This is a genomic window from Pseudomonas sp. SJZ078, assembly GCF_007828255.1.
Taxonomy (GTDB): Bacteria; Pseudomonadota; Gammaproteobacteria; order Pseudomonadales; family Pseudomonadaceae; genus Aquipseudomonas.
In genome coordinates this window covers 28,887-49,572 of the sequence record NZ_VIUG01000035.1, presented here as the reverse complement: position 1 = coordinate 49,572, position 20,686 = coordinate 28,887, and the positions used below count along the sequence as shown (strand labels likewise).

Genomic DNA, 20,686 nt, shown 5'->3' with positions numbered 1-20,686 from the left:
GTCAGTTGACCGTGACCTGACCGAGCGCCGGTTTCTTTTCCCAGGCCTGATTCTGTGGCGCATAGACCTGAGTGAAGCGCACCGGTGGCAGGTTGAACTGGCCCTTCTGGGAGAAGCGCACCAGATGCCGCAGGCGCAGTTCGCCACTGAGGGCATCCACTGGTACCGCATAAGCCATCTGGCCCGGCTCGAAGCGCGCCTTTTCCAGCGACGTCGGTTCGCTGTCGGGTTTACCCTGCAACTGGATGCCCCAGGTGGTGCGTTCCACGTCGGCGCCTGGTGGCAGTGGTACTTCGAGCATGCCGTAGCGCAATGGTATGGCGGCCTTGCTGTTGATGATCACTTCATCCAGGTAGAGGCTGTCGCTGGACAACGGTTTGTTGCCCACGGCCTCAAGCGTGAAGGTAAAGGCATCGGTCCCCGGTACCAGGCGCGACAGCCGACGGGTAATGGACACTGCCATCGGCGCCACCGGCGGTTGCTGGCTCTGGAAACTCAGAGCCGCTTGCAACGGACGCTGCTGCGCACCGCTGAGGGTCAGAGTGGTCGGTAACTGCGCGCCCTGCCACTGCCAGTAGGTTTCCCCGGTGGCGCCTTGACGGGCTTTCCAACCTTCGCCTGGAGCCAGTGCCACGGCCGGCGATGCCTGCTCGATGCTGCGCTGCAACCAGGTCAGGGCCAGGGCCCGTTCCAGGGTGGACTGTTGTGGCAACAGCCGCTCCAGCAGCGCGGCTGCCCGGGCCTGATCGAAGGTTTGCAACGACAACACCAGGGCCTCGACAAACGGCTGAACGCTGACATCCAGCTGCTGTTGGGCGGCGGCCAGCTGACGGTTGAATGCATCCGGCAGTGGCACTTTCGCCTGTTTGGCGAGGGCTGCGGTCAGTACGCGAGCAGTGGCCAACCCCAGGGCCGAATCCGGTGTGTTCATGACCAGGCTGTCGTCACCGTTGTCCATCACACTCCCGGCGTTGCCCGCACCGGCCTTCGCCAGATCGTCCACCAAGCCGCTGAGCAAGGTGTTCACCGGCAGCTGCATCTGCTTGGCAAACGACAGAATCAGCGCGCGCTGCAACAGCGGCGTATCGCCGGCCTGCTTGGCGTAGACCTCCAGCACGCGCTGCCAGTGTTCCGGCGGCAAGCTGATGTCCAGCGCCTTGCTGGCGTGCCAGTCGGCGTAATAGGCGTAAGCGGTCAGGAAGGCATCCGGCTCGCCGTCCTGGCCCCACCAAGTGAAGCTCGCCGATGGGCCGGCCATCTGTACCAGGCGCAGGCGACTGTTTTGCATGATCAGGCGCAAGCGGTCGCGGGTCTGCGAGTCCGACGCCAGGGTCGGGTACGCAATGCTCAACGGCAGCAGGCCACTGGCGGTCTGCTCGACACCACCGTAGGGATAGCTCAACAGGTCGTCCAGGGCGGAACGGAACAGCGCTTGCGGGCTGTCGTCCAGGCGCAGGCGGACATCGCTGGCGTCGGCCGGCAAGGCCAGTGGCGTGTCGCCGGCGGCCACATCAAGGCGTTGGCTCTGGGTGACCAGCCAGCCATTGCCGCTGGCGTTCAGGTGAACGGCCAGGGCGTCCTGGGTTTCGCCGCTCAATTGCAACTGGACGTTCAGGTCGCCGCTGCTCAACTCCATGGCTGGCAGCGCCACGTAGTTGATGCCTTTCTTCAGATCCGCTGCCACACGTTGCTCGGCGCCGGCGTAACGGATCAGCAGTTCCGCCTTCAGCGGTTTATCCGGCTGACTGAAGGCGAACAGGCCCAGTTGCGGCTTGTCGCCGGTGCGGAACCGGGTCGGGCCGCTCCACTTCAGGTACAGCGGCTTTTCCGAGGCGATGAATTGCTTTTTCTGACCGACCTGGCCGTCGTCGGAGATGGCCTTGGCGGTGATGCGCCAGCGGGTCAGCGAGTCCGGCATCTTGAAGGTGAAGCGGGCCTTGCCGTTGGCATCGGTGACCAGCTCCGGCTGCCAGGCAGCCGTGTCCACGTCTTCACGACGCGGCCGCTCCAGCACCTTGACCCCGCGTTCGCTGCGGTTGGCCTTGCCCGGCGCACCGGGGCTGCCCGGCAGCGCCACGTCGTAGCTGATGAACGACAGGCTGGCACTGGTGCGCACGTTGTTGCGGCGCGGGTGATAGAAGAACTGATCGATGGTCGGGGCCACTTCCGGTTGCAGGGCGTAGATCATTTCATCCACGACACTGACGGTCAGGTGCGCCGCAATTGCCTTGCCGGCGAACTGGGTGCTCAGGTCCACAGTCACCGTGTCGCCAGGCCGGTAAGTGGCCTTGTCGGTGACGACCGCGACGTCGATCTGCGGCGTAATCACCTTGATGCCGGCGTTCTGGAAGCTGTACTGGCCGCCCTTGGTGTACAGGACCGAGAACGTCATGTTTGGTGCAAAGTTGTCTTTCACCGGAATGCGGGCGCGGTATTGGGTCGGACTGAGGCTTTCCATTTTCAGCCAGTCGCCACCCTTGGACAGCAGCGCCGTGGCCTCGACCTTGTCCCGCTCCAGGGACAGCAGCGCATCGCTGACTGGCTCCGGGAAGGTGATCAGTGCCAGTGCTTCGTCACCGGCCTTGTATTCCTGCTTGTCGAGGACGATCTCGACGGTGCCCGGCACGGCCTTGACGCCTTCGCCGGTCACCGCATGCGCCGCGGCGCCGATGACCCGGCCGTGGTCGTCCTTGAGGGTCAGGTTATAGGTACCGGGACGATCAAAGGCCACGGTGAACCCCTTGTCCTTGGCCGTCAATTTGCCCTCGCCGGTGCTCTGGTCTTCCAGGCGCACCCAGGCGTAGCCCGCCGGCGTCACGGCCTTGCTTTGCTCGCTGCCGCCTTCGTTGACGTAGCTGAACGCAACCTTTTCACCGGACGCACTGAAACGCTGGCGAGCGCTCAAGCGGAAATTCGCCGCGCCGCGGTCGATGAGGATTTCCTTGGTGGTCTTGACCCGATACGCCGCGCCGTCGCTGGCAAACACGGTAAGGGTGTAGCGGCTCGGCTTGTCGGCGGCCGGCAGTTCGAGCATCGCGACGCCCTGGTCGTCGGTGGTCACTTCGCTGCTGGTCAGTTCAACCGGGAATTGCCCCAGGTATTGCAGCTCGTTGTCCACCATCGACAGTTGCTGGGCCCGCAAGCTCAGACTCACCGTGGCATCGACCACCGGCTTGCCATCCGGGTACAGCAGCACGAGCTTGCCCTTGACCGGCTCGCCGGTGCGGTATTCCTGCTTGGCCAGGTTCAAGGCAATCTCGAAGTGCGGCTTGATGTATTCAGCCACACGGAAGGCGCTGCTGTAGATCTGATCCTTGTAGCTGAAGCGCAGTTCATAGCCGCCGGCCACGGCATTTTCCGGCAATTGGAAACGGCCTTGGGTACCGGCCTTGGAGTCCAGCTTGAGGGCCAGGGTCTGCAGCGCGGTGCCCGTGGCATCCAGCACGCTGACATTGACGTCGGCCGCCGCCGGTTGCACCGAGTCGCGGGCGTTCTTGAATTCACGGCCGACGATTTTCAGCGAGACCCAATCCCCCGGGCGATACAGCGGCCGGTCGGTGAAGGCGTAGAGCTTGGTGTCGTAGATTTCGCTGTCGTAGTAGAAGTTCTCGGAAACGAATACCCCACCCTCCTCATCCTCGCCAATGACGAACGAACGCTCCGGGCTGACGTGCTTGAGACGCAGCAGGCCGCTTTCATCGGTAGCACCGCTGTTCATCACGCCCAGGCCGTCGGTCCACAGCACATTGACCTTGGGCACCGAGCTGCCTTCATGCTTGCGGGCAGCCCAGACCAACAGTTCGTCACCGGAAATCTTGCTCACCGCCACGGTGTTCGAGACGAAGACCATGGTGGTCGCCCGGTACTTGCCGACCAGTGCTTCCACCAGGTACAGGCCAGGCTTGAGCTGGCCCAGCGGGATGTAGACATTGCCCGGCGCGACGCTGACGAACTCGCTGGACGAACCGGCCAGGTTGACGCCCGCCGGCGGCTGGATCGGCTTGGCTTGCCACAGCGGATAACGGAACTGGCTGACCAGCGGCAGGCCCGGGATCAGGGCGAACTGGGCCGGAGCCTCGTAGGGCGTCGGTGCAACCAGGGCATCACCAATCTTCAGCTCCGGTACTTCCTCGGTCACCTGCCGGCGGGATTCGTAGGAGAACGCCCGCTGCATGACCCGACGGGACTTGCGGTACCAGTTGTCCCACAGGTACGCGAGGGTGTTCGAGAGCCCTTCACCCTTGAACTGGCCGTCGCTGACGACACGGTGCAGGTTCTTCTGGCGCTTTAGGAAGTCCAGGGGCTTTTCAATGCGATAGACGCGGATATCGGCGCCACCGTAAGGCTCCATACGAAACCGGCGATAGTCGCGGCCCGGCGCTTCGAGGCGGACCATGGCCTGCTCATCGCTGGCGAAACTGCTGTCGGCCAGCAGGAAGAAGCTTTCACCGGACACTGGCGTGTAGCCGCTGGGCTCCACCGTGTCTTCGGCGTGCACGAAGGAGGCCAGCAACAAGGCAAACAGCAGGGACAGTTTCGAACACAAGCGCAGCATGCGGGCACCGGTCATTGGGAGAGAAAGTTGAGTCGATAGACGCCGATGAAGTTGGGGTTGGCTGCGTCGGGTATCCATCGGGTGTCCTTCCAGTTCATGAGTTGTTGCAGGCTTGCGGAGCGCATGCCGTTGTCGGTAGGGGTTGTGGTGCCGGTGTGATAGGCGATGTAGCGGCCCATCCAGATCATCAGGTGCTGGTCATCGCCCTGATCGAAGAACATCAGGTCGCCAGGACGGGCCTGGGCCACGTCACGGCCCACCAGACGACTGTTGAACTGGATCAACTTGATGGCGTTGACGTAAGGCCCGACCTTGCCGCCACCCTGCTGCCATTTCTGGGCCAGGCGTCGCTGGTCGTCGCTCAGCTCAAGCTCCGGCGGCAGGTAGCGATTGGACAGGCCATTGCTGCGCAGCCATTTTTCGTTGTGGACCTTCAGCGCTTCGTTGGCGGCAAAACGTACCAGCCCGGCACAGTCCTGCTGGTACCAGCGCGGGCTCGGGCCCCGGCTCAACTGCTCCTCGGCGATGCGCACGAACCAGGCACGGAACACCTGGGATTGCTGCACATCCAGCGACGGCGTTTCCATGGCAAACGCCTGTCCTCCCAGGAACAGTGCCATCAGCCCGAGCGTGCGGATCAGTCCGGTCACAGTGCTTTCCATTCCAGCGGCAACCACTGCCAGTGGCCGTCCGGCTCGCTGCCTGCCGGCAGGGTCAGGGCGTATTTGCCATAGCCACCGAGGGTGCGCAGTTTTGGAATCAAGTAGGTCTGCGCGGCGTTGTAGAACACCGGTTCCATGTCCTGGGGCAAGCTGTCCAGGGTTTCACGCTGCATCAGTTGCGCCATGGAGTCCGGGCCGAAGTAGAACGGCATCAGCAGGTCCTTGGGCACCACGTCGGCCATCGGCGGGAAGCGCTTGTCGAGGGTGCCGAGGGCCTTGTCCACCAGTTTGTCGTCGAGGGAGAACAGCAGAGTCGAACCGTGGCGCGCCAGGCTGACCCGCATGAACGCCTTGCCGGTGATGGCATCGGGTTGCAGCGAGTCCTTGGCCAGGTACGGGCCGAAGTTGGAGCTCACCTGGCGCTGCCAGTGATGCATCGAGCCTTCCTGCTTCTCGACGACCGGGAACGCGTGCTCGGCCACGTTGTTTTCATAGGCGCCGACCATCGACCCGAACAGGTTGCCCAGGTCGGCGTCGAACTTGCCGTCGTCTTCGTTCAGGCTGGCCACCAGCAACGGCGTGTACAAACGCGAATCGGCATACCAGCACAGGCCCGCCGCGCCGGCCATATGGTCAACCATGGCCTGAGCAGCTTTTTCCTCGGCCCCGAGTTTTACCAGCAGCGGTTTCTGCTGTTCAGCGGCCAATGGCAAGGCCACGCAGGCACTGGCGCCCATGGGCATGGCTTGCCAGATCGGCTTGAAGTCGAAATCCGGTTGGTTCTCCAGCTCGTCCATGGCCAGGAAGCTGTGCCAGCCCTTGTCGTCCATGTCGAAACGCAACCCGGCGAAGTTCGGAATGAAACGTTGGTAGCCCATGGCGAGCACGCTGGCGTTGACCGAGATGCGTTGCTTGACCTCAGGTGCCTTGGGCGGCAGGCCGAAGGCTTCGGTAAAGAGCTTGTCGCCATTGAGCAGCGCCGCCAGTGCGGTAGTGGAAACGGCACCACGCTCGTCGAACGCCCCGTTGGCCGGATCATAGAGCTTGCTCGGATCGGACAGCACCACCAGCTTGTCGCCATGGGAGGCGAACACCAGGGATTTGCTGGCGTTGTAGCTAAGCTGGTAGAGCGCGACGTCATCGCCGCCGACCTTCAGGTCGCTGAGCTTGCTCAACTGCGTATCGTCCAGGGCGACTTTTGCCAGCGGCTCCAGCACCTTGGCCAGCCCGCCGCGGTCCATCACCAACAGGAAATCCTTGAGCCGGCCATCCGCACCGCGCCACAGCGCCACATCGGCGGGCTGGTCAAAAAGTTCCTCGATCAGGCTGTCCTGCAGCTTGAGGTCATGCTCATAGATGATTCGGCGCAGGCTGCCGATCAGCCCCAGGCGGTCGGCATGGGCCTGGTAATAAAAGACGAAATCCTCGGTGAGTGTGGCCTTGAGGAACGGCACTGCCAACAGGTCCTTGGGCAACTGGCTCAGGGAATGGGCTTCAAGCAGCCCATCGGGACGACTCAGGCCGAGCTTTTCCAGCGCCAGCGCCGTGGGTGGTGTTTTGGGCTTGTGCATGAACCAGCCCAACCCGGCGGCGACACCGGCCACCAGGCACAGCCCGATCAGCAGCGCCGGCCAGCGGCGCGCAGGTTTAGCGACAGGTGTCGGCACGGTCGGGGAAGCAGTGTTGTCGCTCATATTCACAAGGGCCTGTTCATCCGTGGAGCGGAATTAGTAGTTGAAAGTCTTGACCAGCAAGAGATCGCCGATGGCCCGCAGGGGCACGACAAAGGTTTCGCGTTTCTCATTGACGGTGTTTTCGTTGAGCACCAGATTGATCTGCGAGGTGATCACCTCGTTCTGGTTGCTGGTTTCGTCGAAGTTATAGCCGCCGTCGCCGTAGTTGCCCCAATAATTCACGTAGACCAGGTAGGTGCCGTGCATCGGCGCAGTCATGGTGAACATTTCGGGACCGGGGCCATCGACGCCGTCCGGGTCGAGGCCGCCGCCGTTGCTCAGCGCCGGCTGGCCGAAGAAGGCATGCTGGCCGTCGGGGGTGATGATGTGCAGGTCCAGCTCGGCCTTGGGGTCGTCCCAGCCCAGCACCACGCGGATCTGCGCCGGGGTCCGCAGGTTGTTGGCCTCATAGAACTGCACACGCTTGAGGGACTTGCCTTCGGAACTGCGGACCTCGACGCTGTTGGAACCGGCACCGAACGCGTACGGCCGGGCGAAACGACCTTCTTCGTCGGTATAGAGATTCAGTGGATTGCCGTTGACCGCCAGGCTGTGGGGCGGACGGGCGGTGCCCATGGCCTTGAGCCGGCCCTCGATCATCGTGCGATTGCGCTGCACGCCTCGGTCGATGGGCGGCGTGGGATAGGCCACCTGCGGGTTTTCAGTGCGATCGAGCAAGCCGCTGTAACGCCAGCCGCCCACCGGCTCCGACATCTCGGCCGCAGGCTCGGCCCACACCAGCGGTGTGACCATCAGCGCAATCAGCAATGAAAGAAAACGCATGTATGCCTCCTGCCATGCACAACGCAACCTGGCGCCCTTCCTCGGCGCATTGATTATCTTTTTTCAGGTTTCGTCAGGAGCCCGCCATACGGGGGCTGTAGATGGCGCGAAGGTTAGCGATTCGGCGCATTATTCACAATCGGGGAACGCGTGATTCTGTGTGGGAAATCACGTCTTGGGGAGAGCGTGAGCCGATTAGCGAAGTTATTCGGCTCACGAAATGAGCCGAATAACGTTATTATTCGGCTCATCCCCGGTATGGACAGGCTCATGGAACCCTATTGGATCTGGCAACAGCCCGACTGGCCCAACTTTCACTGGCAGCCCGAAACATTGGCGGCTCTGCTACGCGAATGCGTGCAAACCCAAGGTCAACTGCTCGGCATGACCGGCGCTGTCACCGCGTCGCTCAACGCCCAGAACGAATTGGATGCGTTGTTGCAGAACATCGTGACCTCATCGGCCATTGAAGGGGAGCAATTGAATGTGGGCTCGGTGCGGTCGTCCCTGGCCCGACGCCTGGGCCTGGAGCGGGCCAGTGACACTCCGGTCAGCCCGCGCAGTGAGGGCCTGGCGAACCTTTTGCTGGATGCTACCCGACACTTCAGCCAGCCCCTGACCGTCGAGCGGCTGCTTGAATGGCACGAGTGGCTCTTCCCTGAACAGACGAGCGACCTGGCCCATCAGCACATTCGCGTAGGTTCGCTACGGGGAGACGAGCCAATGCAAGTGGTCTCGGGCAGATTGGACCGTCCCACTGTTCATTTCGAAGCCCCGCCTCGCCAAGGTCTCGAGCAGCAACTGCAAACCTTCCTCGACTGGTTTGAGGCCAGCCGTCATCAATCCGGACTCGATCCTTTGTTGCGGGCCGGTATCGCCCACTTCTGGTTTGTCACCCTGCATCCATTTGACGATGGCAACGGGCGCCTGACCCGCAACCTCACCGATCTCGCACTGGCCCAGGGCGAAGCCCAGGCGATCCGTTTCTACGCCATGTCCGTGAGCATTCTTGATGACCGCGCTGGCTACTACCGAGCACTTGAAAGCGCTCAGAAAGCCACGCTGGATATCACCGATTGGCTTACCTGGTTTTTGCAGACCCTGTCGCGCAGCTTGCACAAAGCCATGGCCCAGATCGAAAGCGTGTTGGGCAAGGCTCGATTCTGGCAGGTTCACCGCGCCTCGGGACTCACCCCGGAACAGACCAAAGTGCTGAATCGGTTGCTTGATGGTGGTGAAAAAGGTTTTGAGCACGGTATCAGCGCAGCGCAGTACCAGGCCGTGGCCAAGGTTTCCAAGGCAACCGCAACCCGACACCTGGCGGAGTTGCTGGAAAAAGGCTGTCTGGAGCGATTACCGGGAGGTGGACGCAGTACTCGGTACCGAATCAATTATCCAGCTGCGTGAGACTGTGTTTGTGGTAAGCGGATGTTGCTGCGGCAAAGACACGCCACAGAGGAACACTCCCCCCCAGCCCTGTCCTGATTTGCCCCGAACCCCCATGTCTGCTAGTGTCGCGCCGGTTTAACAGTCAACCGGAATAGCCGCCATGGCCCGCAAAAAAGCTGCATTGGACTTCGAACAATCCCTGGCCGACCTGCAAACGCTGGTCGAACGGCTGGAGAACGGCGAATTGTCGCTGGAAGACTCGCTGACTGCCTTCGAACAAGGTATCGGCCTGACTCGCGACTGCCAGGCGGCGCTGGCCCAGGCCGAGCAGAAGGTGCAGTTGTTGCTCGAACGCGATGGCGAGCTGACCGAAGAACCTTTCGACGCGGAACAACCTGAATGATCGGTGCCTATCAGGCCAGCAGCCAGGCCCGGGTCAATGCTGCACTGGGCACGTTGTTTAGCGCGCCGAGCCCCGAGCTGGCGCGCCTGTACGAAGCCATGCGCTACAGCGTCATGAACGGTGGCAAGCGGGTGCGGCCGCTGCTGGCCTATGCCGCTTGCGAAGCCCTGGGCGGTGTGGCCGAACAGGCCAACGGCGCGGCGTGCGCGGTGGAGCTGATCCACGCCTATTCCCTGGTGCACGACGACCTGCCGGCCATGGACGACGACGACCTGCGTCGCGGCCAGCCGACCACCCACAAACAATTCGACGAAGCCTGCGCGATCCTGGCCGGCGATGGTTTGCAGAGCCTGGCCTTCAGCGCCCTGCTTGACCCGGCCCTCAGCGACTGCCCGGCGCAGATCCGCCTGGACATGGTCAGTGCCCTGGCGCTGGCGGCAGGGCCCGCCGGCATGGTCGGCGGCCAGGCCATCGACCTGGGTTCGGTCGGCCTGAAGCTGGATCAGGGTGCGCTGGAGTACATGCACCGGCACAAGACCGGGGCTTTGATCGAAGCCAGCGTCAAGCTTGGCGCCCTCGCCAGCGGCCGGGCCACCCCAGAACAGTTGCACGCCTTGCAGACATACGCGCGGGCCGTCGGCCTGGCGTTCCAGGTGCAGGACGATATCCTCGACGTCGAAAGCGATACCCAGACCCTGGGCAAGCGCCAGGGTGCCGACATCGCCCGTGACAAGCCGACTTACCCGGCCCTGCTGGGCCTCGACGCCGCCAAGGCTTACGCCCTGGAGTTGCGCGACCAGGCCCTGGAAGCGTTGCGGCCGTTTGACGCGGCGGCCGAACCGTTGCGCGACTTGGCGCGCTATATCGTCGAACGACGCAGCTAATACGGGGTCAATCTTTCAGACTGCGTATCGGCCAAGTTCCGGCCAACGCGTGGGCAGCTTGCGATGCATAAGGTAAACTGCCGCCTCTTTCTATACCTATAACGATTCGCCTGATGCCCACGACGTTTCAAGAGATTCCCCGCAAACGCCCGACCACGCCCCTGCTGGACCGCGCCAACACGCCGGACGGCTTGCGTCGGCTGGGTGAAGCCGAGCTGGAAACCCTGGCCGATGAGCTGCGCCTGGAACTGCTCTATACGGTCGGCCAGACCGGTGGGCACTTCGGTGCCGGTCTGGGCGTCATCGAGCTGACCATTGCGCTGCATTACGTATTCGACACCCCGGACGACCGGCTGGTGTGGGACGTCGGCCATCAGGCCTACCCGCACAAGATCCTCACCGGTCGCCGCAAGCGCATGGGCACGCTGCGCCAGAAGGACGGGATCGCCGCTTTCCCACGGCGTTCCGAGAGCGAGTACGACACCTTTGGCGTCGGCCACTCCAGCACTTCCATCAGCGCTGCGCTGGGCATGGCCATTGCCGCCCGCCTGCAGAACAGCGACCGCAAGGCGATTGCCGTGATCGGTGATGGCGCCCTGACGGCGGGCATGGCTTTCGAGGCGCTGAACCACGCGCCGGAAGTCAACGCCAACATGCTGGTGATCCTCAACGACAACGACATGTCGATCTCGCGCAATGTCGGTGGCTTGTCCAATTACCTGGCGAAGATCCTTTCCAGCCGTACCTACGCCAGCATGCGCGAAGGCAGCAAGAAGGTCTTGTCGCGCCTGCCCGGCGCTTGGGAAATCGCCCGCCGCACCGAGGAATACGCCAAGGGCATGCTGGTCCCCGGCACACTGTTCGAAGAACTGGGCTGGAACTACATCGGCCCGATCGACGGTCATGACCTGCCGACGCTGATCGCCACGCTGCGCAACATGCGCGACCTCAAGGGCCCACAGTTCCTGCATGTGGTAACCAAGAAAGGCAAGGGCTTCGCCCCGGCGGAAGTCGATCCCATCGGTTACCACGCCATCACCAAGCTCGAACCACTGGACGCCCCGGCCTCTGCCCCGAAAAAGGCCGGTGGACCCAAGTACTCCGCCGTGTTCGGCCAATGGCTGTGCGACATGGCCGCCACGGACCCGCGCCTGGTGGGGATTACCCCGGCCATGAAGGAAGGCTCCGACCTGGTGGCCTTCAGTGAACGCTACCCGCAGCGCTATTTCGACGTGGCGATTGCCGAGCAGCACGCCGTGACCCTCGCTGCCGGCATGGCATGCGAAGGAGCAAAACCGGTGGTGGCGATCTACTCGACCTTCCTGCAACGCGGTTATGACCAGTTGGTGCATGATGTCGCGGTGCAGAATCTCGATGTGCTGTTCGCCATCGACCGCGCCGGCCTGGTGGGTGAAGACGGCCCGACTCACGCCGGCAGCTTCGATCTTTCGTTCCTGCGCTGCATCCCCGGCATGCTGGTGATGACCCCGAGCGATGAAAACGAGCTGCGCAAGATGCTCACCACCGGCCACCTGTTCAATGGTCCGGCAGCAGTGCGCTACCCCCGTGGCAGCGGACCGAACGCAACCATCGAGGCCACCCTCGAGCCAATTGAAATCGGCAAGGGCGTGATCCGCCGCCAGGGCAAACAGACCGCCCTGCTGGTGTTCGGCGTGCAACTGGCCGAGGCCATGAAAGTCGCCCAGACCCTGGACGCCACGGTCGTTGACATGCGTTTCGTCAAACCATTGGACGAAGCCCTGGTCCGCGAAATGGCCGCCGGCCATGAGCTGCTGGTGACCATCGAAGAAAACGCCATCATGGGCGGTGCCGGTGCGGCAGTCAGTGAGTTCCTGGCCCGGGAAAACATCCTCAAGCCGGTGCTTCACCTGGGACTGCCGGACATCTACGTCGAACACGCCAAGCCGGCGCAGATGCTGGCCGAGTGCGGCCTGGACGAGGCTGGGATCGAAGCCTCCGTGCGCCAGCGGTTGCAGCTGCTGGGTCTCTGACCTTCAAACACCACAGACTCCTTGTGGGAGCGGGCTTGCTCGCGAAGGCGGAGTGTTACTCGACATCAGCGTCGACTGACACTCCGCCTTCGCGAGCAAGCCCACTCCCACAGGGGCGTGCGTAACAGACATGGCGAGGGCATCGCTGACGGCCGGCAGCAGACGCGCCAGCCAACAGCCTATCAGCCGAGCTGACGCGGAAGGCGATACAGGTAGAACAGCACCGCGGAAGACAAGGCCAGCAACATCAGCGGCACCGCTTCCAGGCCCACGAACACCGCCAGGGCACCGATCCAGGCCGGCAACCCGGCAGCCAGGAAGGCAGCACGTCGACGGGCCGCCAACGTGATCCAGGCCTGAGGCTCTTCGGGGGTATCGAGGGCATTCTGGGTGGCGATCAAGGCGTGCTTGTATGCGCCGAAGAATCGCAGGCTGACGAACATCGAGGCCACGCCGGCGATGAACAGTGGCATCGCCAGCACCGGCAGAATCGCTTCGCCCTGGCCGAAGGCCAGATTGATCACGAACAGCGGCAGCAACGCCAACGCCAGGTACTTCCACCAACCGATGGACAGCCGTCGCCGGACCTGACCCCGCGTCACGCCCGGTCGACCTCGCCCTGGTGCTCGTTGCCCATCATGTGGTCGAGCTTGCTGGCCTTGGTCGCCAGGTAGAGCTTGTTGTGGGGATTATGGCCGGTGTGCAGCGGCACCCGCTCCGCCACCACGATGCCCATGTCGGTCAACGCCTTGACCTTGCGCGGGTTGTTGGTCATCAAACGCAGGGACTTGACGCCCAGGTGTTCGAGCATGGGCAGGCAGATGCTGTAGTCGCGCAGGTCGGCGGCAAAACCTAGGCGCTCGTTGGCCTCCACGGTATCGGCACCGCCATCCTGCAATTCATAGGCACGGATCTTGTTCAACAGACCGATGCCACGCCCTTCCTGGCGCAAGTACAGCAACACGCCTCGACCTTCGCGAGCAATGGCCTGCAAGGCGGCTTCGAGTTGCGAACCGCAGTCGCAGCGCTGGCTGAACAGGGCATCGCCCGTCAGGCATTCGGAGTGCAAGCGGCCCAGTACCGGAGCGCCATCGGCAATATCACCCAGGCTCAGCACAACGTGCTCGCGGCCAGTGGCCTCATCCAGAAAACCATGCATGGTGAATTGCGCAAAGGGCGTTGGCAGCTTGGAAGCGGCAACAAAAACGACAGGCACCGGTGTGCTCCTGATCTAGTACTGGAGATTCGCAGAGAAGGGCATTGTAACAGCAGGTCCCGGCAGACGCTTAAGCTGAATTGTCGACTATTACTATCGACAAGATTGATTACGCCTTCGGTGGCTTACCGTGCTCGTCGAAAGGATAAGGTTGCTTCCAGCGCTCGAAAATCGGTTTCAACTTGCCACTTTTCACCAATACCTCCATGCGCCGGTCGAACAGCGCACGCAGCGCCCGTCCATTTTCAGTGTTGGCGAAGCCCAGGTACAGCGGCAGGTTGATCAACGGCGAGAGCTTGTACTGCTGGGGATTGTCGGCCTTGGCGAGCACGCCCTGGATCTCCATCAGGGCATCGATGTAGAAATCGGCCCGATCATGCAGCAGCATCGGCAGGATACCCACCGCCCGGTGGATTTCGTTGAAACGGCGGATGTTGGGCAGGTAGGCGTTGTATTCGTACCCGCGCATCCATACCAGTCGATAATTGCCGACTGTCTCCAGGGTAGGTGACGGCTTGGAGGCCAGTCCCAAGGCATAGATATGATCGACGTCGTAGTGCCATTGGGGATAAAGCAGCCCTTCGGTTTCATTGCGATAGGCACCGACCTGTGCATCGGCCTCGCCGCGCTGCACCAAGCCGATCGAACGGGTATAGGGGACGCTGCGGATCTCCAGCTTCACGCCTTCGGGTTCGAACACCTCGCGCAGGATGTCCCATGCCATGCCCCGGCCATCAGCGCCGGTATAGTCGCTCCACTCCTCGCTGGCCGCGCGGATCTTGCCGGGCAGCGGCGTCGGCTCGGCCGCCAGAACGCCGAAGCAAGCCCCTAGACACAGCAACAGCAACAGCGCTCGGCTTACGCCCATGCCTGGATCCCTCAGGTAAAACACCACACCAGTCCTTGCATTGCCAGCCAGGCAAACACCCCGGCCAGGATATCGTCGAGCATGATGCCGACGCCTCCGTGGACATGCCGGTCGATCCAGCGGATCGGCCATGGCTTGAGAATATCGAAGAAGCGGAACACCAGGAAACCCGCCAAGAGCCAGTACCAGCCTTCCGGCACCAGCCACAGGGTAATCCACATCCCGACCATTTCATCCCAGACGATCCCCTCATGATCGTGCACACGCAGGTCGTCCGCCACCTTGCCACACAACCAGAAGCCAAACAGCATGGTGATGCCGAGCATCAGCCAGTAACCCCAGTCCGGCAACATCTGCCACAACGGTATGAAGGGTAGCGCAACCAGCGAACCCCAGGTACCTGGCGCCTTGGGTAAAGTGCCTGAACCGAAGCCAAATGCCAGGAAATGCCAGGGATTACGCCAGACCGAGGGAGGTACGAACTCGGCTGGAACCTGGTTGGGATGATCTGTCACGGTGTCTCCCGAAAATGTTGATAACCCCGGACTTGCGGGGTGATGTCGCCTCCGTCGGCGTCCACCAGCATGACGCCCTGACCTGTCATGACACTGCCGATCACGTGGATCGGCCAGCCTTCGGCCTGCAATGTCGATAATCGGACCGGTGGCAAGCTGAACAGCAGCACGTAATCGTCGCCCCCGCTCAGCGCGGCCTGCTCCGCGCCCGCTTGGCCGAGCAAGGCCCGCAAAGCGTTGGACAGCGGTAGCCGGTCCCGTTCAACCTGGATTGCCACGCCGGACGCCAACGCGATATGCCCGCAATCGGCCAGCAGGCCATCGGAGATATCCATGGCCGCACTGGCCCTGCCCCGCAGCGCCAGCCCCAAGTCGACCTGCGGACGCGGTGACCAATAATGCGCCAGCAACGGCTCGGCGACGGTGGGCTCAGTGTGACGCTGGCCGAGCACGAGGGGCAATGCACCGGCGGCATTGCCCAGCTCTCCACCGACGCAGAGCAGGTCGCCGGGTTGCGCGCCGCTTCGAGTCAACGCCTGGCCGGACGGAAGGCGACCGAACACAGTCATGGTCAGGCTCAGGGGGCCGCGAGTGGTATCCCCGCCTACCAGCGCTACACCGCAGGCCTGGGCCATCTGGTTCAAGCCATGGGCATAGGCCTGCAGCCAATCGGCTGTCACCGTCGGCAAGGTCAGGGCAAGGGTAAAGGCCAGGGGCCTGGCGCCCATGGCGGCGAGATCACTGACCGCCACGGCCAGCGAGCGCTGGCCGAGCAGGAACGGATCGCAAGGATCTGGAAAATGCACACCGGCCACAAGCGTGTCGGTGGACACCGCCAACTGCTCCCCGGAAGGAACCGCCAGCAAGGCACAATCGTCACCGATCCCCAGCGCAACGCCGTCGCCGCCCTGCGCACAAGGCGCGGCGGCGAAGTAGCTGCGGATCAGCTCGAATTCACCCATTCAGCGCTTGAACGCCTTCACTTCAGCTTCCCGCAGGCGCGGAGCGAGCTTGTCGAGCACACCGTTGACGAACTTGTGTCCGTCGGTGGAACCGAAGATTTTCGCCAGTTCGATCCCTTCGTTGATCACCACGCGATACGGTACATCGACACGCTGCATCAATTCCCAGGTGGACAGGCGCAACACCGCCAGCTCGACCGGATCCAGCTCTTCGATGGTCAGGTCCAGGCAAGGCGCCAGGGCCTTGTCGATTTCGGTCTTGTGCGCCGGAACCCCATGAAGGATCTCGCGGAAATACGCGCCATCGACATCGCTGAAATCGTTATCGACCCGGAACTGCGCTTCGATCTCGTTCAGCGACTGCTTGGCCATATGCCATTGATACAGCGCCTGGGTCGCAAGCTGGCGGGCTTCGCGACGCTTGACGCTTTTCGAAGGCTTGCCGGCATCGGCAGGCTTGGGATCGCGCGGGTTGAAACGATCGCTTTCGTCGCTAATCACTTGGCCTCCAACTGCGCCAGCAGACTGACCATTTCCAGGGCGGACAGGGCGGCTTCGGCGCCTTTGTTACCGGCCTTGGTGCCGGAACGTTCGATGGCTTGCTCGATGGAGTCAACAGTCAGTACGCCGAAAGCGACCGGCACGCCGAACTCCATGGACACCTGGGCCAGGCCCTTGGTGCACTCGCCAGCCACGTATTCGAAATGCGGAGTACCGCCACGAATGACCGCGCCCAAGGCGATGATCGCTGCATATTCGCCCTTTTGAGCGACTTTCTGCGCAACCAGCGGAATTTCGAAGGCGCCAGGGGCACGGATGATGGTGATGTCGCTCTCGCTCACGCCATGGCGAACCAGGGCATCGACCGCACCGCCAACCAGGCTCTCGACCACGAAGCTGTTGAAACGGCCCACTACCAGAGCGTAGCGGCCTTTGGGGGCGATGAAGGTACCTTCGATGGTCTTCAGGGTCATTCGTCAATTCTCTTAAAGAGCCGGAACGCGCTCTATGCGCGCTCCTCAATGTTGTTGGGGCTGGAAACCCCTGTGGGAGCGGGCTTGCTCGCGAAGGCGATGTGTCAGCCAACATCAATGCTGGATGTGCTATCGCCTTCGCGAGCAAGCCCGCTCCCACAAGGGGGACCTCCTTAACTGAACGAGGTCATTATTCAGAGGGCACGTATTCTACAACTTCCAGATCGAAACCGGATATCGCATTAAATTTCATCGGCGCACTCATCAGGCGCATTTTGCGTACGCCCAGGTCGCGCAGGATCTGCGAACCGGCGCCGACCGTGCTGTAAGTGGTGGTTTTCTTCGCTGGCAATTGCTCGCCGGTTTCGCGGATATGCGCCAGCAGCACGTCGCCATCAAGGGGATGCCCGAGCAGCAGCACCACACCGCTGCCGGCCTCCGCCACCGCAGCCATCGCGGCCCGCAGGCTCCAGCGGCCAGGCTGCTTGACCATCAGCAGGTCCCGCAACGGGTCCATGTTGTGCACGCGGACCAGGGTCGGCTCTTCGGCGCAGACGGTGCCCAGGGTCAGGGCCATGTGCACGTCGCCCTCCACGGAATCGCGGTAGGTCACCAGGTTGAAATGGCCCAGTTCGCTGTCCAGCGGCTGCTCGGCAATCCGCTGAACGGTACGTTCGTGGATCATCCGGTAATGGATGAGGTCGGCGATGGTGCCGATCTTGATGTCGTGTTCGGCGGCGAAGGCCTCCAGTTCCGCGCGACGGGACATGGTGCCGTCGTCGTTCATCACTTCGCAGATCACGCCGCTGGGTTCGAAACCAGCCATGCGCGCCAGGTCGCACGCCGCTTCAGTGTGGCCGGCACGGGCCAGGGTGCCGCCGGCCTGGGCCATCAGCGGGAAGATGTGGCCGGGGCTGACGATGTCTTCAGCCTTGGCGTCCTTCGCGGCGGCGGCTTGCACGGTGCGCGCGCGGTCGGCGGCGGAAATGCCGGTGGTCACGCCCTCGGCGGCTTCAATGGATACGGTGAACTTGGTACCGAAGCCGGAACCGTTGCGCGGAGCCATCAGCGGCAACTTCAGCAGCTCGCAACGCTCACGGCTCATCGGCATGCAGATCAGGCCGCGGGCGTGCTTGGCCATGAAATTGATGTGTTCGGCCTTGCAGCATTCGGCGGCCATGATCAGGTCGCCTTCGTTCTCGCGGTCTTCGTCATCCATGAGGATGACCATCTTGCCTTGGCGGATATCTTCAACCAGCTCTTCGATGCTATTGAGCGCCACGCGGCACCCCCTTGGGTCAGGATTTGAGGTAGCCGTTGGCGGCCAGAAAGCTTTCGGTGATGTTGCTGCCGGACGTCGGTTCTGCAGCCTTGTCACCGAGCAGCAGGCGCTCCAGGTAACGAGCCAGCAAGTCGACTTCCAGGTTGACCCGGCGTCCAGGCCGGTACGAGGCCATGATGGTTTCGCTTAAAGTGTGCGGGATGATCGTCAACAGAAATTCGGCGCCATCCACCGCGTTCACCGTCAGACTGGTGCCGTCGACGGTAATCGAGCCCTTGTGGGCGATGTACTTGGCCAGCTCCTTCGGCGCACGGATACGAAATTCCACGGCCCGGGCATTATCGGTACGGGAAACCACTTCGCCGACGCCGTCGACATGGCCGCTGACCAGGTGCCCGCCCAACCGGGTCGTGGGCGTCAAGGCTTTTTCCAGGTTGACCGGGCTGCCGCTCTTGAGATCGTTCATGGCGGTGCAGTCGAGGGTTTCGCGGCTGACGTCCGCCAGGAAACCATTGCCAGGCAGTTCGACGGCGGTCAGGCAGACACCGTTCACGGCGATGCTGTCGCCCAGTTTGACGTCGCTCAGGTCGAGCTTGCCGGTTTCGACATGGACCCGCACATCGCCGCCCTTGGGGGTGAGTGCGCGGATGCTGCCGATGGATTCGATGATGCCGGTAAACATGAGTCCTCCTCGAGAACAGGCCGCCGCTTGAGCGAAGGCCGGGAATTATACGCTGGCCGGCGGGATGGGAACGGCGATGACTCGCCAGTCATCACCCACGGCACGAATTTCGGTGATTTTCAGCGCCGGAGCGTCCTTCATGTGCGCCAGCGGCCAGTCCAGCAGCGGTCGCGCCGAAGATCCCAGGAACTTGCCGGCGATAAAAATCTGGAATTCGTCCACCAGGCCTTGCCGGGCGAATGCCCCTGCCAGGCGCGGACCGGCCTCCACCAGCACCTCGTTGACGCCACGGGCCGCCAGCTCCACCAGCAGGCGACGCAGGTCGACCTGACCATCATCGCCTGCCACGATCATGCATTCGGGGCCGTTGGCGTATTGTTCTTCCACCGCCATGCACGTGGCGACCAGCGCCGGGCCGGCCTTGAAGAAGGGCGCATCGAGCGGCACCCGCAGGCGACCGTCCACCAGCACCCGCAGCGGCGGACGACTCATGACCAATGCCGTCTGGTCGGCGTCCAGCCCGAGTTCATCGGCGCGCACGGTCAACCGGGCATTGTCCGCCAGCACCGTGTCGGCGCCGGTCAGCACCACACTGGCCTGGGCCCGCAAGCGCTGGACCGCCGAACGTGCCGCCGGGCCGGTGATCCACTGGCTTTCGCCACTTTCCATGGCGGTGCGGCCATCGAGGCTCATGGCGAGCTTGACCCGCACGAACGGCAGGCCGTGCTCCATGCGCTTGAGGAAACCCTGGTTGAGCTGGCGGGCCTCGCCTTCGAGCACGCCGCTTTCGGTGGCGATACCGGCCTGGGCCAGGCGCTGCAAACCGCGACCGGCAACTTCCGGGTTCGGGTCCTGCATCGCCGCCACGACCCGAGCGACACCGGCGTTGACCAGCGCATCGGCACAAGGCGGCGTACGGCCGTGATGGCTGCAAGGCTCGAGGGTCACGTAGGCCGTGGCGCCCCGGGCCAGTTCACCGGCGGCGCGCAAGGCATGGACCTCGGCGTGGGGCTCACCGGCGCGGATGTGCCAACCTTCGCCGACAATCTGCCCATCACGCACCATGACGCAGCCCACCCGGGGATTGGGATGGGTGGTGTAGTGACCGCGCCGCGCCAGCTCCAGCGCGCGGGCCATGTAATGGGCGTCGAGGACGGCCTGTTGCGCCGAGGCAGTCATTCTTTCACCGGTTCGCGGGCCAGGCGGTCGATTTCCTCGCGGAATTCGTTCAAGTCCTGGAAGCGTCGGTACACCGAAGCGAAACGGATGTAGGCGACTTCATCGAGCTTCTGCAGCTCGGCCATCACCAGCTCGCCAACCACCAGGGATTTGACCTCGCGCTCGCCGGTCGCCCGCAGCTTGTGCTTGATGTGCACCAGCGCAGCTTCCAGGCGTTCGACGCTCACCGGGCGTTTTTCCAGCGCGCGCTGCATGCCGGCGCGCAGTTTTTCTTCGTCGAACGGCTGGCGGCTGCCGTCGGTTTTGATCAGGCGCGGCAACACCAGCTCAGCGGTCTCGAACGTCGTGAAACGTTCGCCGCAGGCCAGGCACTCGCGCCGGCGGCGGACCTGTTCGCCCTCGGCGACCAGTCGCGAGTCGATGACTTTGGTGTCGTTGGCACCGCAGAATGGACAGTGCATGGTGGCAGGCAACAAAAAAAGGGAGGGCCATGGTAGCGCATCCCACTGGCAAGACAAGCCATAGGGTTTACGGTATACAGACGGGCTTACCGTCAGATCCATGGAATTCACCTTGCTGGAGCCGCA

At 62.9% G+C, this 20,686-nt stretch carries 19 protein-coding genes; 4 read left to right on the top strand and 15 right to left on the bottom strand.

Annotation, left to right across the window (positions count from 1 at the left end; translation table 11 throughout):
* Position 1: 1 nt before the first annotated feature.
* Genes FBY02_RS23870 through FBY02_RS23855 form a run of 4 tightly spaced genes read right to left on the bottom strand, consistent with a single transcriptional unit; the run spans position 2 to position 7,733 of the window.
* Complete coding sequence (locus FBY02_RS23870; protein ID WP_144930567.1) at positions 2-4,570, bottom strand: alpha-2-macroglobulin; 4,569 nt, start codon at positions 4,568-4,570, stop codon at positions 2-4.
* Positions 4,567-5,175, bottom strand: a complete 609-nt coding sequence (locus FBY02_RS23865) for a DUF1175 domain-containing protein (protein WP_256662556.1) — start codon at positions 5,173-5,175, stop codon at positions 4,567-4,569. The genes FBY02_RS23870 and FBY02_RS23865 overlap by 4 nt, the downstream gene beginning before the upstream one ends.
* A 26-nt stretch (positions 5,176-5,201) precedes the next feature.
* Positions 5,202-6,911, bottom strand: coding sequence for a DUF2138 domain-containing protein (locus tag FBY02_RS23860; protein WP_144930556.1), 1,710 nt, complete (start codon positions 6,909-6,911; stop codon positions 5,202-5,204).
* Between the two features lie 33 nt (positions 6,912-6,944).
* Positions 6,945-7,733, bottom strand: coding sequence for a YfaP family protein (locus FBY02_RS23855; protein ID WP_144930555.1), 789 nt, complete (start codon positions 7,731-7,733; stop codon positions 6,945-6,947).
* A 270-nt stretch (positions 7,734-8,003) separates the two neighbouring features.
* On the opposite strand from FBY02_RS23855, the gene FBY02_RS23850 reads away from it, so the two are divergent.
* The 4 genes from FBY02_RS23850 (at position 8,004) to dxs (ending at position 12,421) form a co-directional block, all read left to right on the top strand.
* A complete protein-coding gene (locus FBY02_RS23850; protein WP_144930554.1) occupies positions 8,004-9,140 on the top strand; it encodes a Fic family protein in 1,137 nt (378 codons plus the stop codon).
* Between the two features lie 142 nt (positions 9,141-9,282).
* On the top strand, positions 9,283-9,525 hold the full coding sequence (locus FBY02_RS23845; RefSeq protein ID WP_003185917.1) for an exodeoxyribonuclease VII small subunit: 243 nt from the start codon (positions 9,283-9,285) through the stop codon (positions 9,523-9,525).
* Complete coding sequence (gene ispA, locus FBY02_RS23840; RefSeq protein WP_144930553.1) at positions 9,522-10,409, top strand: (2E,6E)-farnesyl diphosphate synthase; 888 nt, start codon at positions 9,522-9,524, stop codon at positions 10,407-10,409. Before FBY02_RS23845 ends, ispA begins: the two co-directional genes overlap by 4 nt.
* A gap of 113 nt (positions 10,410-10,522) precedes the next feature.
* Complete coding sequence (dxs, locus tag FBY02_RS23835) at positions 10,523-12,421, top strand: 1-deoxy-D-xylulose-5-phosphate synthase (protein WP_144930552.1); 1,899 nt, start codon at positions 10,523-10,525, stop codon at positions 12,419-12,421.
* Positions 12,422-12,603: 182 nt separating this feature from the next.
* Here the strand turns inward: dxs and FBY02_RS23825 are convergent, their stop codons facing one another.
* The 11 genes from FBY02_RS23825 to nrdR all read right to left on the bottom strand — a co-directional run bounded on the left by FBY02_RS23825 (position 12,604) and on the right by nrdR (position 20,560).
* Positions 12,604-13,023, bottom strand: coding sequence for an MFS transporter (locus tag FBY02_RS23825; protein WP_144930550.1), 420 nt, complete (start codon positions 13,021-13,023; stop codon positions 12,604-12,606).
* Positions 13,020-13,637, bottom strand: a complete 618-nt coding sequence (ribA, locus tag FBY02_RS23820; protein ID WP_144930549.1) for a GTP cyclohydrolase II — start codon at positions 13,635-13,637, stop codon at positions 13,020-13,022. Before ribA ends, FBY02_RS23825 begins: the two co-directional genes overlap by 4 nt.
* Before the next feature lie 109 nt (positions 13,638-13,746).
* Entirely contained in the window at positions 13,747-14,505 is a 759-nt protein-coding gene (locus FBY02_RS23815) for an ABC transporter substrate-binding protein (RefSeq protein ID WP_144930548.1), read from the bottom strand.
* Positions 14,506-14,516: 11 nt separating this feature from the next.
* The gene (locus tag FBY02_RS23810; RefSeq protein ID WP_144930547.1) at positions 14,517-15,020 is read right to left on the bottom strand and encodes a phosphatidylglycerophosphatase A; all 504 of its coding nucleotides are present in this window, start codon (positions 15,018-15,020) and stop codon (positions 14,517-14,519) included.
* Positions 15,017-15,982 (bottom strand): thiamine-phosphate kinase, encoded by a 966-nt coding sequence (gene thiL, locus FBY02_RS23805; RefSeq protein ID WP_144930546.1) that lies wholly within the window; start codon positions 15,980-15,982, stop codon positions 15,017-15,019. Before thiL ends, FBY02_RS23810 begins: the two co-directional genes overlap by 4 nt.
* Positions 15,983-16,483 (bottom strand): transcription antitermination factor NusB, encoded by a 501-nt coding sequence (gene nusB, locus FBY02_RS23800; protein WP_144930545.1) that lies wholly within the window; start codon positions 16,481-16,483, stop codon positions 15,983-15,985.
* Complete coding sequence (ribE, locus tag FBY02_RS23795; RefSeq protein WP_003206025.1) at positions 16,480-16,956, bottom strand: 6,7-dimethyl-8-ribityllumazine synthase; 477 nt, start codon at positions 16,954-16,956, stop codon at positions 16,480-16,482. The genes nusB and ribE overlap by 4 nt, the downstream gene beginning before the upstream one ends.
* Before the next feature lie 190 nt (positions 16,957-17,146).
* Entirely contained in the window at positions 17,147-18,238 is a 1,092-nt protein-coding gene (ribBA, locus tag FBY02_RS23790; protein WP_047702752.1) for a bifunctional 3,4-dihydroxy-2-butanone-4-phosphate synthase/GTP cyclohydrolase II, read from the bottom strand.
* A gap of 16 nt (positions 18,239-18,254) precedes the next feature.
* Entirely contained in the window at positions 18,255-18,920 is a 666-nt protein-coding gene (locus tag FBY02_RS23785; RefSeq protein ID WP_139650196.1) for a riboflavin synthase, read from the bottom strand.
* A 45-nt stretch (positions 18,921-18,965) separates the two neighbouring features.
* The gene (ribD, locus tag FBY02_RS23780; protein WP_144930544.1) at positions 18,966-20,099 is read right to left on the bottom strand and encodes a bifunctional diaminohydroxyphosphoribosylaminopyrimidine deaminase/5-amino-6-(5-phosphoribosylamino)uracil reductase RibD; all 1,134 of its coding nucleotides are present in this window, start codon (positions 20,097-20,099) and stop codon (positions 18,966-18,968) included.
* Entirely contained in the window at positions 20,096-20,560 is a 465-nt protein-coding gene (gene nrdR, locus FBY02_RS23775) for a transcriptional regulator NrdR (protein ID WP_013694316.1), read from the bottom strand. Before nrdR ends, ribD begins: the two co-directional genes overlap by 4 nt.
* Positions 20,561-20,686: the final 126 nt, after the last annotated feature.

Bases quoted from the DNA above. Each gene is read 5' to 3' on its own strand.
- thiL (WP_144930546.1), bottom strand. From the start codon at position 15,982: ATGGGTGAATTCGAGCTGATCCGCAGCTACTTCGCCGCCGCGCCTTGT.
- FBY02_RS23845 (WP_003185917.1), top strand. From the start codon at position 9,283: ATGGCCCGCAAAAAAGCTGCATTGGACTTCGAACAATCCCTGGCCGAC.
- FBY02_RS23815 (WP_144930548.1), bottom strand. From the start codon at position 14,505: ATGGGCGTAAGCCGAGCGCTGTTGCTGTTGCTGTGTCTAGGGGCTTGC.
- FBY02_RS23870 (WP_144930567.1), bottom strand. From the start codon at position 4,570: ATGACCGGTGCCCGCATGCTGCGCTTGTGTTCGAAACTGTCCCTGCTG.
- ribD (WP_144930544.1), bottom strand. From the start codon at position 20,099: ATGACTGCCTCGGCGCAACAGGCCGTCCTCGACGCCCATTACATGGCC.
- FBY02_RS23855 (WP_144930555.1), bottom strand. From the start codon at position 7,733: ATGCGTTTTCTTTCATTGCTGATTGCGCTGATGGTCACACCGCTGGTG.
- ispA (WP_144930553.1), top strand. From the start codon at position 9,522: ATGATCGGTGCCTATCAGGCCAGCAGCCAGGCCCGGGTCAATGCTGCA.
- FBY02_RS23785 (WP_139650196.1), bottom strand. From the start codon at position 18,920: ATGTTTACCGGCATCATCGAATCCATCGGCAGCATCCGCGCACTCACC.
- ribE (WP_003206025.1), bottom strand. From the start codon at position 16,956: ATGACCCTGAAGACCATCGAAGGTACCTTCATCGCCCCCAAAGGCCGC.
- dxs (WP_144930552.1), top strand. From the start codon at position 10,523: ATGCCCACGACGTTTCAAGAGATTCCCCGCAAACGCCCGACCACGCCC.
- FBY02_RS23860 (WP_144930556.1), bottom strand. From the start codon at position 6,911: ATGAGCGACAACACTGCTTCCCCGACCGTGCCGACACCTGTCGCTAAA.
- FBY02_RS23865 (WP_256662556.1), bottom strand. From the start codon at position 5,175: ATGGCACTGTTCCTGGGAGGACAGGCGTTTGCCATGGAAACGCCGTCG.
- nrdR (WP_013694316.1), bottom strand. From the start codon at position 20,560: ATGCACTGTCCATTCTGCGGTGCCAACGACACCAAAGTCATCGACTCG.
- FBY02_RS23850 (WP_144930554.1), top strand. From the start codon at position 8,004: ATGGAACCCTATTGGATCTGGCAACAGCCCGACTGGCCCAACTTTCAC.